Below are 14,733 nucleotides of genomic sequence, written 5' to 3'. Positions count from 1 at the left end.
ACAAAGGGGGTCTGCCTATATCGTTACGTTCCAGGTGCGTCGCTATGCCTACGCTCAAAGGTTTACCAAGGGAAACGAAAAGGGAAGGCAACTTGTCACTTCACTAGTTCTTTCAAATAAAAAAACCGCAAGCACATTCTTTGTGCCTGCGGTTATATATTGTTAAAATCCTACCGTTTGCTGCTTTTCAAAGGTTTTCCCATTGAAACTTGTTACCTTGGATGGAGACACTGTAAACAATTGATCATCTACATATAATAATCGTTGTACTACATTATAATAATCTTCGTATTGTTCACCAGGACGTGCCTTTTCCATCATATCAGCAACAAGCTCAATTCCTGAAGCAGTTACTTTATAAATGTGTGCACCCGTTCCTTCATACTTTAATCGGTCTTCCTCTTCTGTCGGTGAGTAAAGTGTTACAGGGAATCCATAATAGTTTTGGCGTGGATCTCTGAATAACGCTTTATGGTCGTGTTGGACAGTAGAATATGTGCCGCGTCCTCCTATCACAACCGCTTGTTTTTCTTTCGGATTATTGAAATCTGTTACATCAAACAAGCTCAGTTTCATACCTTTCGTTAAAACGATTGGCTCTTTAGAACCTTCTTCCATTCGAACTTCCGTATCATAGCCAATTCCAAGTAAATGATTTTCATCAATCGGATGCAGGTAATTACTGAAACCTGGAATTTTCAGCTCCCCTAATACTTTTGGAGCTTTCGGATTTTCTGTATCAATGACAAACAGCGGGTCAGTTTCTCTAAATGTTACTAAATACGCTTTATCACCCATAAAACGAGCAGAGTAAATACGTTCGCCCTTTGCTAAATCCTTGACTGCCCCAACCTGCTTCATATTTTCATCTAAAATAAATAAATGATTTTTCGAATTTGCTGCAGTTCCCCAGGCGTTGCCTTCTGTCGTGGCAATACGGAAGTGACCATCATGCTCATCCATTGAAAATTGATTTAATATAGAACCTGTTACTTTTCCTTGTTTCTCCATTTTTAAAGCTGTTTTATCTACTGAAATTTTGTAGATTGTCGTTTCATTATTTTGTGGTGTCGGCATGATATTTGAGACGGTTGTATCTGCGCTATCAATTTCCGGCCAGAAACTGTAATGATTCATAGACGCAATGTAGATCGCATTTTCAGACATATACATTTGACCGCTGCTTCCTAAAAAGCTCTCTGTTTTCCATTCATTTGACTTCACATTGCTGACATCGATAGCCGAAACGATCAAATAGTTTGGATCATTGCTTTCCGGTAAAAGACGGATTTTATCAATTGGCATAACCGTTTCCTTTTTACCATCATACGTAGACGGACGCAACTCAACATTCGGTGTCTCTTGAAGCAGCCAATAGTTCGGTGTAAGACTCGACACTACATATAAAAAATTCCCAGATTTGCGAATGTTTAATATTCCTCCGTCATGGCCTACTTCACGTACTAATGCTGCATTCTTAGCATCGCTTACATCATAAAACGCTACTGTTGATACGGATTTTCCGTCATAAGGTTCTTTCTGTGTTTGAACATAAGACGAGTAACCAACAATTAGTGTTTTATCATGTATCATTAGATGATTCGGATAAATATCTTTACCAACTGTTATACGCTTAACCACTTTTAAATCTTTCGTATCGACAATCGCTACCTTGTTATCAATAATCGTGTAAATATATCGACCGTCTGTAACCGTAATGTCACCTTCATCAATACCCTCTACTTGATTATTTGTAGTAGAATGACTCGGCCCCCCGCTACTTGGTGCACTTGTATCAGACTTTGCGGATTCCTCTGTTGCCATATCGTTTGTTACCATATCGTTAAATCGATTCGATAATGCGTTTTCTGCCGCTAAAAACGCGCGAAAATAATCTTTTAAATCTTCAGTTGTAACAATATTTTTTACTTTCTTAACGACTTCAAGTGCCACAGACTGTTCCTGCTGCAATTTAGTTTTCTTAGAAAAGGCATCTTTTTTGATTTGAAGTGTGTATTTCCCTAAATTTAACCCATCTACAGATAAAATTTTCCCACTGCTATCAATCGAAAGTTTAGCCTTTGTAGCCTTCTCATTTTCATCTAATACAACGATAGAACCATCCGTTAAACTTCCCTTTGTAATTGGTTGCTTTAAAGTAATCGAATACGTTTCCCCTTCAAATAAAATACCCGTTGCTTGCACTTCTGTGTTTTTAATAAAGAAAAAATAGCCAATTACTAAAACCGCGCCAAGTGAAGTAATGAGCCCCATTCCAAAAAGCTTGCCATTTTTCATAAAAACCCTCCTTTTCCATACTTTTGTATTTAATTAGACTTGGAAATAACGGAAAGGTTACAAAGCAAAAAAATTTTTTTATGAAATTCACAAACTTTTGCAAATAAAAAACCTCCGTTTTAGATTATGAACTGAACCCTATTATGTAGACAGTTTAAAAAAAGCGATGTAGCAGTTTCTTATGCTGCAATTAGATGACTTCGGTAAGTTGCCGGAGTCATCTTTTTTAATGTCCATTGTTTTCTCGTATTGTTGTAGTGATTCATATACTCCATTATAAGTGTATTTAATTCGGTAAAGCTTGCAGCTTCATAGTAATCAATTTCGTCTTTCATATGACCAAAGAAGGATTCCATTGGGGCATTATCTAGGCAGTTTCCTCTGCGTGACATTGACTGTTTTAAACCCAATTCTTTCACCCGATGTTGAAATTCTGGGTGTGTATAATGAAAACCTTGATCTGAATGTATCATCGCTTCAGGGTGTAGATTACCATCCAAATGATTATTTAACTGTTCAAGTGTTTGGTAGACAATCAACATTTTTAAAGTCGAAGATAATACATAAGCGACTATTTCTCTTGTAGCTACGTCTTTTACGCATGATAAATAAGCCGTTTTCCCGCCACGATACTGTAAGTATGTAATATCAGTTAAGAACACTTTCCCAGGTTCATCTTGCTTGAACTCACGCTTTAATTGGTTTGGGATACTATGATGAGCTTCTGTTGCTTGTTCTAGATGACGATAAGGATTTTTACGTCGTATTTTTGCATATAGGTTAAACTTGCGCATTAATCGAAGAATCTTTTTATGATTCATGGGTTGATCTAAAATATCTGTTAAGGCCATATAGAATCCACGATAACCTACTTTGCCTTTTGCACGGTCATAGACCGTTTTTAATAAGAGGTAATCTTGATAGTCCGATTCTTCACGTAATGCATGTTTTTCCATATTTTGAATCCATTTATAGTAGCCACTTGGACTAACTTTAGCGACTTCACAGAGATAGCGTGTTAGATTTTTTAATTGATATAAACGAATCGTTTCATTGATTGCTTGATACTTTTCTTTCGCTGTTAGAACTTCTTCGCCTGCCTTTCCATTTCGTCGAGCTTTTTTAGAAGGGCAAGTTCTGCTTCAAGTAATTGAATACGTGCCTCAGCTTTCGCTAATTTTTTATCGGCAGATAAATCTTCGTTACGTGGTCTTCCTGTACCACCTTTTCCACGACGTTCTTCTTTAAAGCCATTTTCACCATGTGTTTCATAGATTTTTTTCCAACGATTAACGGCGCTTTGAACTTTGCTAACCCCGATAATTTCTATATCAAAATCAGCTTCTTTAAAAATTTCAGAAGGTCCTTTTCCTTGGAGATTTGATTGAACAGCTTTTAATTTGAACTCGGCGGTGTATTGTATTGTTCGATCTGTTACTGAAACGACATTTGGATTCGCTTCAATTTGTCTACGTTGGTATTCGTTAAAAATTATTTTACTCATGATGTTCTCCCGTTCTTAAATCGTATGGTCAGTATAACGAGGATTTCTAGTAATGAAAATAGAAAAAACCCGAATAGGTCACTTTTTTTTAAAGTGTCCACTATTCGGGGTTCAGTTCATTAATCAAAACAGTGGCTTCTTTATTTACTAGAAATTTTTATTTGAAGGTTGGGCTAAGTTCACTCCATACATCAAATTTATTACCATCTAAATCATAAAAAACAAAATTCCGTCCAGCGTGTCCTCTGTCTTCAATCTCTCCAACTTTTATTTCACTTTGCTTAAAATCTTTGTGTAATGCTTCCAATGCCTTTATTCCATTGACTTCAAATGTTAACGAAAAACGCTCATTCCCGTAAATATCCAAGAAATTGGAGCTTTGGCTTTCAGGTGACTTCACCAGAAAGATACTTTGATTGGCCAAGGTTAAAATAGCTTTGTCCTGATCTTTGTAGCTTAACTCTGCTTCTAGTTTTTTTACATACCAATCAGCAGCAAGGTCTACATCCGTTACTGGAATATATGTTGTGCCTATTCTTAGTAATTTCTCACTCATTTTTATCTCCTTTCAGCTTTAAAAAACCTTAACTGCCTTTATTTACAAACTCCCAATGGATTACCATCCGGATCATAAAATGTGAAGAATCTAGTGGATCCTTCCCCTCCAATTGGATTCACCATTACATCTTTGGCTAGAAAAAGCTTATAGGCTTCTTCTATATCTGTAGGAATAAAATTATAGTATTTGCCCACCCCAAACTTATTCTCCGGGAACTTCATTGGTACGTGATTCAAGGAAAAAGTGGATTTTGAAAAATATGTACTATGTATTTGTCCATTTGATTAAAAGATTCTGGTAATGGCATGTTGAAAATAGCCGTTAAATTTTGTTCTTCCTCTGTAATGGTATTTATGACAAGTTCGGCGCTCTCTGCTGAATTATGAGCATCGAGGAGCACTACAAATTCCCAATTCTGTTCTTCATTTGACCAAACGATACAGCCATCCTCATTTTTATATTGACCTGCCGATGAATTACCACCAAAACGACCGATTGTTAAGTTGTTGACTTGCTGAATATTTGGTATATCTACAAAATGCTTTTCACTCCCCACCCAACTAAATTTATACAATTGCAACGCCCCCCTTTACTCTTTTTGGATCCACAATTTTTAAATGGAAAACTAATCATGAACTAGACTTTTACTAAAACCTGTACTTTTTCCTATATATCCTAATTTCTTATAAAAATTATGAGCAGCAATTCGTTCTTCTCTATTTCCACTGTTTAAGATCACCGCTACACAATGATTCTTTTTTGCCCAATCTTCTGCAGCTAGCATGAGACTTTGTCCAATATTATCTCTACGAAACTCTTCATGAACTACTAGTGCCAAAACTCTTATGTAAGGCTCATCAAATTCATACGCATACTGTTTACACATTCCAACAAAACCAACTAAATTACCCTTTACTTCGGCTACGAATGTTTGATAATCCGAATAACCTAAAATCTTATTAAATCTTTCCTGAATCTTTGATTTTGAGGATGGATATCCCAGATCATTCATTAAATCATCAAGTTTATTAGTATCTTCTAGTATCATTGGACGGATCTTCATAAAATACCTCCTTCATAAAAGAACTAGCAATTAATATGATTAATAATAATCACCCTTTATATTTATTGCTGCCCGGTAAAACTTTAATGGCATTCCAGGCTTTAATTGCATCTTCTCTTTTTTTACCTTCGTTTTTAGGATCTGAAAAATAATCTCTAGTAAATTGATTGTATTCGAATTGTGATCCTATTTGTTTTTTATATGTTACGTCTTTTTTTCTTTTCTCTTCCTCATACCATGCATTCATAACGTCCCTATATGTTTTTCCTACGTTTTCTTTAAAATAATTTTGAATATACGTGGAAAAATGGAATTTTGGAATAACGGATGTAAAGAAAGCCCTAACTACCTGACTACACCGGTGATTATCCGTAATAACTGTATCTAAACTTAACTCTTCTAATTTTATTTCTGTAGAGGAATAGCTTCTTTTCCTTACTGGCTTTTGTATTTCTCCTGTTTCCAGAAATATTGCTATTCTATCTGTAATTTCTGTTTTAGAGCCAGAAGCACTTATTTCATTTGCTCTACAAAAAGTTTGTAACTCCTCTTTTATCCAATAAAAATCACGAAAATCTTTTACATTCAAATCTTTTGTTAGTTCTGGTCTCAATTTAGTCTCTCTCCGTTCAAAGGAATCATTAATAATAAGCTAGTCTTCTAATTTCTGCCTTTTAATAAAAAAAGCTTTAACGATTGTGAGACCGGACATCATAATCAATAATTTGCAATTTTGTCTTTTCCTAAATATTCATTAACTCTTCTTTGTGCAATTCAACGTAATCTCCCAAATATTCAATCAGCATATATTCAAGACATATTTAGGTAATTTTAACCTAAACTACCTTTATCTATTTATTTCGGGATGAAGGCGGCTAAAACCTCTTAAAACGGGATACATTTTCTGTTAAAATAAGTAACGTTTATCATTTTTTTGGAATTAACCAAAAAAAGAGGCATCCTCGTTAAAGGATACCTCTTCTTTATTATTACATCATTAAAATTAAAGTTTTACGATGTTTGTAGCTTGTGGGCCACGTTGACCGTCTTCGATTTCAAATTCAACTTTTTGACCTTCGTCTAAAGATTTGAAACCGTCGCCTTGGATTGCTGAGAAGTGAGCGAATACGTCGTTTCCGCCTTCAACTTCGATAAATCCAAAACCTTTTTCTGCGTTAAACCATTTTACTGTACCTTGTGTCATTTAAATGACCTCCATTATTCGTATTAATAAGATCATAATTCCTCAAAAAAGAAAAAAATTCACATATTACAAAAAGTATTAAATAAAACACGAATACTCTTTGTAATAGGTGAATTTATTAATGTATTGTAATCCGTCTTATTAACCATAGTATATAACAAATATTTAGTAATGTCCAGTACAGAGTTTACTAAGTGAAATATCTTACAACGGATTGCTGTTATCATTTAATGTTCTTTATCAAAAAGAGACCATAAAGTGATGGTCTCTTTACCTATGCACTCGTTTGATTAACATACTACCTCTTTGAACTATCGGTAGAATTTTTCAGTTCTAATTTTTATTAACTTCCCGATCATTTAATGGCTGTACTGGTCGATGATTATCTGGGAAGATTTGCTGGAATGCTTGTATCTGTTCTTTTGACATTTCAATTGGCTGTTCAAAAACGATCCATTTTACCTCTTCTGTACAAGGAGGTGTCGTTAAGGATCCTGCATAATGGAAAGACATTTGATTTTCAGGTAACAAAGCCTGTAAATCAATTAGATAGTCTTCCGAATTTCCTTCTTTGGTTTCTTCCGCTGGTAATCCACCCCAAACAGATGCAAGAATTTCATTTTCCTTTCCTTCCTGAATCATCAATCCAAGGACAGCCAGGTTTCCATTCTTATCACTATGTACTAAATGCAGCTCCATCTCATAACTTTGACCATTAAACTGATGCTCACTTGGCGTATGGAAATGGAATTGTAAAAGCTTATTTTCATTGCCCTCAACAATCATGCTGTTGCTTTCTGTTGTGGCATTAGCCTGTACGGTATGACCGTTGTTTATGAGTGTAAAATTGGTTGGCTTATAGTTAATCTGATTTTCTGTTAATTTTTTATCTACTTTCACTTGGGAAAATTCCAGATTAATCGGTGATTGTTCGTCTCCGTTAACACATGCTAAGTTTTCTTCGTTTAGTTCTCCCCAGTATTCAGGTCCCGTAAGATCATCATAAGACCATTCCTTTTGTTCCGTATTGGCTTTTTCATCTTCTTTTGGTTCAATAGTTTCTGTAGATTGTTCCGCACACGCTGCAAGAGACAAGTTTAAAAATACAGCTAAAGATAAATATCCGAGTTTTTTCATTAATAAAACCTCCTTTTTCAATACATTATCTAGGTTACTAAAAATCTGATGAGGAATCGCAGAAATATACTTAAAATTAGAAATTCAGTAAATAAATACTATCACTTTATCCATATAAAGCATCATAAAGAACTTAATATTCAACCAATTTATAATACATTTTGTGCATACTCTTCCAGTTTCATTTAAAAAAGGTAAAATGATATTGAAAATACAAAAAAACATTAAAAGATATGAGGGATTCCTATGAACGCATATTTTCTATTGGCAGTTGCCATTGTTAGTGAAGTGTTTGGAAGTACAATGCTTAAAGCGTCAAGCGGCTTCAAAAAATTATTACCTGTCATTGGAATAGCTATTGGTTATGCCATCGCTTTTTATGCTTTATCGTTATCTCTAAAGACACTTCCTCTTGGATTGGCATATGCGATCTGGTCTGGAGTGGGGACAGCTTTAACTGCATTAATCGGAATTATCATTTTTAAAGAGGGCTGGAACAGCAAAAAGCTTTTAGGATTAGGGTTAATTATTGGAGGCGTTGTTATTTTGAATATTGGCTAACCCTACTATCTTAAAGAAAAGAGGATAAAAATATGAAAGCATACTTTTTATTAACAATATCAATAATTTGCGAGGTATTCGCTACAACGATGCTAAAAATATCAGATGGTTTCACATTACCTTTACCTTCAGCTGCAGTCGTTCTCGGTTATGGACTTTCGTTCTTTTTTCTAGGTTTAACTTTGAAAATATTCCCCTTAAGCTTGGCCTATGCAATATGGGCTGGGGTCGGGACTTTATTAACACTCTTAGTTAGCGTTGTATTATGGGATGAAGTTCTAAGTATCCTTAAAGTAACAGGCATATTATTAATTATAGGCGGGGTTGTAGTACTAAATTCCGCAACCAATAACAAAGCGGCAGAACCTACACACTAAGGCACAGCCGCTTTAATCTCAATCCTAAAAGCACATTTATGCAATTTATAATATTTTCATATAAACCCCTATTATCCCCATTCCTATCAAAGTCCAAAGTAAGACTTTAAACGTTGACGATTTGATTAATGCCGGGAATAAAATTTCCGATACAGTAACCATAAAAATGATTCCTAAAGTTAAGCCAATTAAGATGGTATTGATTGACTGGTGTACAAATCCTAAAAAATCACCAATAAAGACGCCTAGAGTAACTGGTAACGATACAATAAAGGTAATTAAAAATACAATAAAAAGATTCATTCGCGTTCCTGCCAAAATCAAAGGGGTAAACAAAATAATACCTTCGGGGATACTATGGAATAACAATGTCTGCAACAATGCCATTGTAAATTCAGAATCTTGATTCGCCCCTAAAATAATTCCCATTGGTATATTGTGAATCGATAGACTGAATATTAATAATAAACTTGTACGAATATACAAATTATCTTTTTCAATATTTTTTTTACTTTCGTTACTATGTACACTATTATGCAATAATGCAAAAATAATCATCCCGAATGTAAACCCTAAAAACGTACTTGCCCAGCCGCCTAATTCAACTGCCTCCGGAAAAATTTCAAAACTAATTAAGCCAAAGATGATACCTGCACAAAGCCCGTAAAAAATATCTACTCTCTGATGTAATCCTTTGAAAAGCCAAGCTATTAGACCACCAATAAATAAGCCTAAAAAAGTACATAAAAAACCTAATAACCACATGCCGTATTATCACCTTTCCATTAGTATAATAAGTGGTATGGTTTATCAGGGTGATTTATGAAAAATCCTTAAAATAAATACTTATTCATACTGAAAAAAGCGAATCCTCTATGGAAACGCTCCTTCAAAAAATAAAAATTATGCAATCAGACTTCGGCATGCTTCTGCACATTTAAAACAAGCCTCCGCACATTTTTGGCAGTGTTCATGATGGTGATTTTTACATTCATTACCGCATGCTTCACAAATTTGCGCACATACTTGGGCCAGTTCAGAAATAAATGGTGTTCCTCTACTGATTGCCTGTTCAAAGTAAGCACAAATATCTGCACACTCTCTATCAAGACGAATACAGCCCACCATCATTTTTACATCTTCTTCTTTCAAACAAGCATCATAACAATGATTGCAAGCAGCCATGCATTCATAAAGTGCCTCTATTACTGACTGATAATGTTCATGTGTCATTAACTTTGCCTCCTTTAACTTATTATTTACTCTGATACCCCGCCATTGCATCCTAAAACATACTTTTAACCAAGCACCTATATACTAAAATTAATTTATATCACCTAAATAAGTTGCAGCTTTCTCCCCGTTAAAATAAGAAATCAACTGGGGTTTCATTGCTTGCGGGTATAATCTAAAGTTCAATAATTCCTTAATCGGTAACCATTCTGTACCTAATTGTCCATTGTCGGGGTTACTTCCGCTATCAAAGGTATCCTGATGTACTCGACACAAAAACATAAATTCCGTTTGCTGTGCATGAGCATGTCTAGCAGAGAATTCATGGTTTTTTCCAATGTATTCACGTACAAAGATCAACTCTCCAATTTCCACTTTGGCACCTATTTCTTCCATGCACTCTCTTTCTAATGCTTGATGCAGATTTTCACCATGCTCTTGACCACCGCCCGGTAAAGTATAGTATGTACTATTATTTTCCTGTAATTTTATAGCTAATAACTTCCCGTCCTTTACGATAACTGCTTTTGCTGAATTTCTTATTTCCATTTTCATTACTCTCCCTTACTACTTAGTTCTAATAATGAACTCCCACCTCAACATTTTACTGTATTTTACAATTTTTACACTAAAAAAAGCGAAAGGTCCATATAAACCCTTTCGCCCCACTCTATTATTCAAACGGCCAGCTAGGCAGCATACAGCGCAGTTTTTTATCGTTGCGTTTCCCGAGTACATAATCAGCTTGCATAATTGTATGAATTTCCCGCGTTCCTTCATATATAACAGGTGCTTTTGAATTTCGCAAATAGCGAGCTACTGGATACTCATCGGAATAACCATATGCCCCATGAATTTGTACAGCGTCATCTGCTGCTTTATTTGCAAAATCACATGCTTGCCATTTTGCGAGAGAAGTCTCACGGGTATTCCGCACGCCTTTGTTTTTCAGCTCACCAACCCTGTATACAAGAAGTTTACTCATTTCATAGCCTGCTTCCATCTTTGCAAGCATTTGACCGACTAACTGATGCTCACCGATTGGCTTTCCAAAAGTTTCACGTTCCTTGCAGTACTTCACACTGGCCTCGATACAAGCCTGAATTAGACCAACTGCACCTGCTGCTACAGTAAAGCGTCCATTATCAAGGGCGGACATGGCAATTTTAAACCCTTCCCCTTCTTCACCTAATAAATTGGCAACCGGAATTTTCACATCATCAAAAAACAGCTCGCCTGTATTGCCTGCCCGAATGCCGTACTTTCCTTTAATCGCCTTTGAGCTAAAGCCAGCCCATTCCCGCTCCACGATAAAAGCGGACATACCGTGATGTGCCTTTTCCTTGTCTGTATAGGCAAAAACGATGAAGTGATCCGCAATATCACATAATGAAATCCATGTTTTTTGCCCATTCAAAATATAATAGTCCCCATCCCGTTTGGCAAAGGCGGACATCGCAGCCACATCAGACCCTGCACCAGGTTCTGTTAAGCCAAATGCACCAATTTTCTCACCCTTTGCCTGGGGTATTAAATATTTTTCCTTTTGGGTATTTGTTCCCCATTGCATAAGCGTCATGCTGTTGAGACCTGTATGCACAGAAACAGCCGTACGAAAAGCTGTATCCCCCCGCTCCAACTCTTCACATACTATCGCAAGCGAGTTATAATCCATTCCAGCCCCGCCGTATTTTTCAGGAACACAAACTCCCATCAGCCCAAGCTCAGCTAGACGCTCCCATACTTTAGGATCAAATCCACCATTTATTTCCCAATCTGCAATATATGGGATAATTTCATTGTCGACAAATTGCCGCACTGTTTTACGTAAAAGTGTATGCTCTTCAGTAAACTCGAAGTTCATAAAATCACTCCTACCATTTAACAATCATTGAAGAACGATGTGATGTTTCTTTAATGTCGACACCACGCTTTGCCATTTCCTTAATGAATTCACGGCCTGGTACTACTGATTCTGGAGCAATTACACCACGCTCTGTAATCATCCCATTGCCAACCATTTGCGCCACGACTGAAATTGTATTGGCTGTCGCACGTGCCATTGCCGTTACATTTTTCTCTAAATCTTTGCGTACTACCATTTCATACTCGTACGTAATTTGTTCTTCTGACTTTTCCCCTGAAATAATCGCACGCAACAATACAGCGTCCGTTTTCTTGCCTAAATCCAATTTTTTCTTCAATACTTCTTTTGTTACTTCTCGAACATTTACTTCCTGCCCACCAGCTTCTACAGTATTGTTTTTATCTAGGAAACCTAACTCGGCTAGTAATTTGAACTTTTCAGCATGACCTTTATAGCGGATTGTTTTGTATTCTAATGTCTTTACATTCGGGAAGGTTTTGTATAAAGTCGAAATTCCCCCCGATGTATAAAACGCCTCAAGTACACCAAACTCATCAAAGTAGATTGGCTCAATGCCTGTTAAAGATTCCACCTCAGCTAAAATGCCTTTTTGAATCATTTTAGATGGCTCTGTATAGTGGTCGAATACACCATCCAAAGAAAATACACGAGTATAATGCAGCGGTGGCTTCGGCTCTGTTGGAATGCCACCTACGTATAATTTGATTGAGTCTACCGTATCAAGCTTCGTTGCACCATATCCTGCTAGAATATTTACCATTCCGGGTGCTACTCCTAAATCCGGAATAATTGTCACACCTTTTTCAGCAGCCAAATTATTTAACTGAAAAATCGATTCAGTAATGCCGCCTATATGACCGCCTAAATCAACCGAATGAACCCCTACATCAATTGCAGCCTTTGCTACGCGTTCGTTGAATGTATAGAACAATGCATTAATAACTACATTTCCACGCCCCATTACCTCACGCAAATCTTCATCACAATCTGCGTCCAGCTGTACAACCTCTACTTTTTTTGTATTTAAAGTATCGACGAATTCTTTCGCATTTTCGATTGATAAATCTGCTAAATATACTGTTTCTACTTCTTTACTATCGACTAAATCGCGTGCAATTTCTTTCCCCATCAAACCAGCACCCAGCACTACTACTTTCATGTAAACATCCCCTTTGTTTGTATAGTCAATTACACTTCAGCATAATTGCGTTCTTTGACATCCTCCGGAAGCTATCTCATTCAGGAACTGCTTGAATGAAGATAAAGTAATATATGACGATTCGCGCTATGCGAAAAGTCACGCGTTATTATCGATTTGAGCACGTTGCAGCTTTCCACTGTAATCAACGTAAATGCTCTTCCATTCCGTATAGACATCAAGTGCGGCTTGCCCTGAATCACGATGTCCATTTCCAGTACCTTTAGTACCTCCAAACGGCAAGTGGATTTCAGCTCCTGTTGTTCCAGCATTTACATACACAATACCTGTATCAAGTAATTGCTGTGCTTTGAATATTTTATTTACATCCTGTGAGAATATTGAGCTTGATAAGCCAAACTTCACATTGTTGTTAACTTCAATTGCTTCTTCTAAACTACTAACCTCAATGATGCTAACGACAGGACCAAATATCTCCTCCTGTGCCAATATACTCGTTGCCTCCACATCGGTGAAAATCGTAGGTGCATAATAGTAGCCTTTCGCCAAGTCACCGTCAGTTAATATTTCTCCACCTATAAGTAAGTTTGCCCCTTGCTGCTTGCCTATTTGGACGTAATGGTTAATTTTTTCGAGTGCTGCCTTATTAATGACTGGTCCTATTTTGATTGTTGGATCCAGTCCGTCACCAATTGTCAGTTGCTTAGTTGCCTCCACAAGACGTTGCTCTAACTCCTGTTTTACATCTTTATGCACGATAACGCGGCTACATGCTGTACAACGCTGACCGGCCGTGCCAAACGCACTCCATAAAATGCCTTCCAATGCTAAGTCTAAGTTTGCATCATCCATCACGATGACTGCATTTTTCCCGCCCATTTCAAGCGATACTTTTTTCAAATGTTTTCCGCCAAGCTCCGCTACTTTGCTTCCTGTGGTTGTAGAGCCCGTAAAGGAAATAATGCGTATGTCCGGATGCTCAACCATTGCAGTACCGACTGTAGGTCCAGAGCCAAATACTACGTTTACAACGCCTGGCGGTAACCCTACCTCTTCAAAGATTTTAGCTAATTCATATGCCATAAAAGGCGTTTCGTTTGAAGGCTTCCATACAACCGTATTGCCTGCCACAAGAGCTGGGAAAGCCTTCCATGTTGCAATCGCAATAGGGAAATTCCACGGTGTAATCAGCCCCGCTACCCCAATTGGTGCACGCACACTCATCGCAAATTTATTTGGCAACTCCGAAGGAACAGTTTCACCAAACAAACGTCTCCCTTCAGCCGCCATATACAGTGCCATATCAATACCTTCCTGTACTTCGCCACGTGCTTCTTCGATTACTTTGCCCATCTCTTTTGTCAGCGTTTGTGCCAGATGTTCTTTTTTCTCTTTTAATTTAAATGCAATTTCATATAAATAATCGGCACGCTTTGGTGCTGGGACAAGTGCCCACTCTTTTTGTGCCTCTTTCGCCTTTTGTGCAGCTAATTCGACTTGAAATTTTGTCGAAAGTGGTATTGTTCCTAACTGTTCACCATTTGCAGGATTTATCACAGACATTGTTTGCAATGAAGTATCTTCCATCCACTCTCCACCAATAAAATTTAACAGTTTCATTACCCCACCTCACAAATTCTAGTTTTCCCTTTATATGATTCGACATTTTCTACTTTATACCCTTTTTTTCTACGAAAGAATATACATAAAATTCCGACAAATGCTAGGGTAGATGAATCAAAATGAGACA

16 protein-coding genes and 1 pseudogene are annotated in these 14,733 nt (G+C 36.8%); 2 read left to right on the top strand and 15 right to left on the bottom strand.

The features are described 5' to 3' along the window. Window positions 1-162 precede the first annotated feature (162 nt). The 9 genes and pseudogenes from H9632_RS13830 to H9632_RS13795 all read right to left on the bottom strand — a co-directional run bounded on the left by H9632_RS13830 (window position 163) and on the right by H9632_RS13795 (window position 7,765). Entirely contained in the window at window positions 163-2,298 is a 2,136-nt protein-coding gene (locus tag H9632_RS13830; RefSeq protein WP_191704654.1) for a beta-propeller domain-containing protein, read from the bottom strand. Between the two features lie 179 nt (window positions 2,299-2,477). Then, window positions 2,478-3,802 (bottom strand): IS3 family transposase gene (locus H9632_RS13825; protein ID WP_191704653.1). Its coding sequence is split into 2 segments (ribosomal slippage): window positions 2,478-3,424 and window positions 3,424-3,802, totalling 1,326 coding nucleotides; the frame shifts between segments, so codons are not numbered across the junction. A gap of 157 nt (window positions 3,803-3,959) precedes the next feature. Next, window positions 3,960-4,358, bottom strand: coding sequence for a VOC family protein (locus H9632_RS13820; RefSeq protein ID WP_191704652.1), 399 nt, complete (start codon window positions 4,356-4,358; stop codon window positions 3,960-3,962). Window positions 4,359-4,396: 38 nt separating this feature from the next. Beyond that, a pseudogene (locus H9632_RS18900) lies at window positions 4,397-4,600 on the bottom strand (VOC family protein); the annotation flags it as partial. After that, entirely contained in the window at window positions 4,594-4,935 is a 342-nt protein-coding gene (locus H9632_RS13815) for a PP2C family serine/threonine-protein phosphatase (protein WP_225223851.1), read from the bottom strand. The pseudogene H9632_RS18900 and the gene H9632_RS13815, both read right to left, overlap by 7 nt. A gap of 51 nt (window positions 4,936-4,986) precedes the next feature. Next, entirely contained in the window at window positions 4,987-5,424 is a 438-nt protein-coding gene (locus H9632_RS13810; protein WP_191704651.1) for a GNAT family N-acetyltransferase, read from the bottom strand. A 49-nt stretch (window positions 5,425-5,473) separates the two neighbouring features. Then, on the bottom strand, window positions 5,474-6,037 hold the full coding sequence (locus H9632_RS13805) for a DUF6434 domain-containing protein (protein ID WP_191704650.1): 564 nt from the start codon (window positions 6,035-6,037) through the stop codon (window positions 5,474-5,476). A 390-nt stretch (window positions 6,038-6,427) separates the two neighbouring features. Further along, complete coding sequence (locus tag H9632_RS13800) at window positions 6,428-6,628, bottom strand: cold-shock protein (RefSeq protein ID WP_191701229.1); 201 nt, start codon at window positions 6,626-6,628, stop codon at window positions 6,428-6,430. Window positions 6,629-6,961: 333 nt separating this feature from the next. Then, window positions 6,962-7,765: a carbonic anhydrase gene (locus tag H9632_RS13795; protein ID WP_191704649.1), complete on the bottom strand. Its 804-nt coding sequence runs from the start codon at window positions 7,763-7,765 to the stop codon at window positions 6,962-6,964. Window positions 7,766-8,011: 246 nt separating this feature from the next. Between H9632_RS13795 and H9632_RS13790 the strand changes: the two genes are divergently transcribed. After that, the gene (locus H9632_RS13790) at window positions 8,012-8,326 is read left to right on the top strand and encodes a DMT family transporter (protein WP_191704648.1); all 315 of its coding nucleotides are present in this window, start codon (window positions 8,012-8,014) and stop codon (window positions 8,324-8,326) included. 32 nt (window positions 8,327-8,358) lie between these two features. Then, entirely contained in the window at window positions 8,359-8,703 is a 345-nt protein-coding gene (locus H9632_RS13785) for a DMT family transporter (protein WP_191704647.1), read from the top strand. Window positions 8,704-8,748: 45 nt separating this feature from the next. Here the strand turns inward: H9632_RS13785 and H9632_RS13780 are convergent, their stop codons facing one another. The 6 genes from H9632_RS13780 to H9632_RS13755 all read right to left on the bottom strand — a co-directional run bounded on the left by H9632_RS13780 (window position 8,749) and on the right by H9632_RS13755 (window position 14,603). After that, window positions 8,749-9,468, bottom strand: coding sequence for a ZIP family metal transporter (locus H9632_RS13780; RefSeq protein WP_191704646.1), 720 nt, complete (start codon window positions 9,466-9,468; stop codon window positions 8,749-8,751). Between the two features lie 138 nt (window positions 9,469-9,606). Next, the gene (locus H9632_RS13775) at window positions 9,607-9,936 is read right to left on the bottom strand and encodes a four-helix bundle copper-binding protein (RefSeq protein WP_191704645.1); all 330 of its coding nucleotides are present in this window, start codon (window positions 9,934-9,936) and stop codon (window positions 9,607-9,609) included. 90 nt (window positions 9,937-10,026) lie between these two features. Further along, complete coding sequence (locus H9632_RS13770; RefSeq protein ID WP_225223850.1) at window positions 10,027-10,485, bottom strand: NUDIX domain-containing protein; 459 nt, start codon at window positions 10,483-10,485, stop codon at window positions 10,027-10,029. A 124-nt stretch (window positions 10,486-10,609) separates the two neighbouring features. Continuing rightward, the gene (locus H9632_RS13765) at window positions 10,610-11,800 is read right to left on the bottom strand and encodes an acyl-CoA dehydrogenase family protein (protein ID WP_191704643.1); all 1,191 of its coding nucleotides are present in this window, start codon (window positions 11,798-11,800) and stop codon (window positions 10,610-10,612) included. Between the two features lie 10 nt (window positions 11,801-11,810). After that, window positions 11,811-12,983 (bottom strand): saccharopine dehydrogenase family protein, encoded by a 1,173-nt coding sequence (locus tag H9632_RS13760; RefSeq protein WP_191704642.1) that lies wholly within the window; start codon window positions 12,981-12,983, stop codon window positions 11,811-11,813. Between the two features lie 138 nt (window positions 12,984-13,121). Then, entirely contained in the window at window positions 13,122-14,603 is a 1,482-nt protein-coding gene (locus tag H9632_RS13755; RefSeq protein ID WP_191704641.1) for an aldehyde dehydrogenase family protein, read from the bottom strand. Between the last annotated feature and the right edge of the window lie 130 nt (window positions 14,604-14,733).

This window comes from Solibacillus merdavium (assembly GCF_014836935.1).
In the GTDB taxonomy this organism is placed as follows: domain Bacteria; phylum Bacillota; class Bacilli; order Bacillales_A; family Planococcaceae; genus Solibacillus; species Solibacillus ferritrahens.
The sequence above is the reverse complement of the archived record's forward strand: the minus strand, read 5'-3'. Positions and strand labels throughout refer to the sequence as shown.

Bases quoted from the DNA above. Each gene is read 5' to 3' on its own strand.
- H9632_RS13830 (WP_191704654.1), bottom strand. From the start codon at position 2,298: ATGAAAAATGGCAAGCTTTTTGGAATGGGGCTCATTACTTCACTTGGC.
- H9632_RS13820 (WP_191704652.1), bottom strand. From the start codon at position 4,358: ATGAGTGAGAAATTACTAAGAATAGGCACAACATATATTCCAGTAACG.
- H9632_RS13810 (WP_191704651.1), bottom strand. From the start codon at position 5,424: ATGAAGATCCGTCCAATGATACTAGAAGATACTAATAAACTTGATGAT.
- H9632_RS13800 (WP_191701229.1), bottom strand. From the start codon at position 6,628: ATGACACAAGGTACAGTAAAATGGTTTAACGCAGAAAAAGGTTTTGGA.
- H9632_RS13795 (WP_191704649.1), bottom strand. From the start codon at position 7,765: ATGAAAAAACTCGGATATTTATCTTTAGCTGTATTTTTAAACTTGTCT.
- H9632_RS13790 (WP_191704648.1), top strand. From the start codon at position 8,012: ATGAACGCATATTTTCTATTGGCAGTTGCCATTGTTAGTGAAGTGTTT.
- H9632_RS13785 (WP_191704647.1), top strand. From the start codon at position 8,359: ATGAAAGCATACTTTTTATTAACAATATCAATAATTTGCGAGGTATTC.
- H9632_RS13780 (WP_191704646.1), bottom strand. From the start codon at position 9,468: ATGTGGTTATTAGGTTTTTTATGTACTTTTTTAGGCTTATTTATTGGT.
- H9632_RS13775 (WP_191704645.1), bottom strand. From the start codon at position 9,936: ATGACACATGAACATTATCAGTCAGTAATAGAGGCACTTTATGAATGC.
- H9632_RS13770 (WP_225223850.1), bottom strand. From the start codon at position 10,485: ATGGAAATAAGAAATTCAGCAAAAGCAGTTATCGTAAAGGACGGGAAG.
- H9632_RS13765 (WP_191704643.1), bottom strand. From the start codon at position 11,800: ATGAACTTCGAGTTTACTGAAGAGCATACACTTTTACGTAAAACAGTG.
- H9632_RS13760 (WP_191704642.1), bottom strand. From the start codon at position 12,983: ATGAAAGTAGTAGTGCTGGGTGCTGGTTTGATGGGGAAAGAAATTGCA.
- H9632_RS13755 (WP_191704641.1), bottom strand. From the start codon at position 14,603: ATGAAACTGTTAAATTTTATTGGTGGAGAGTGGATGGAAGATACTTCA.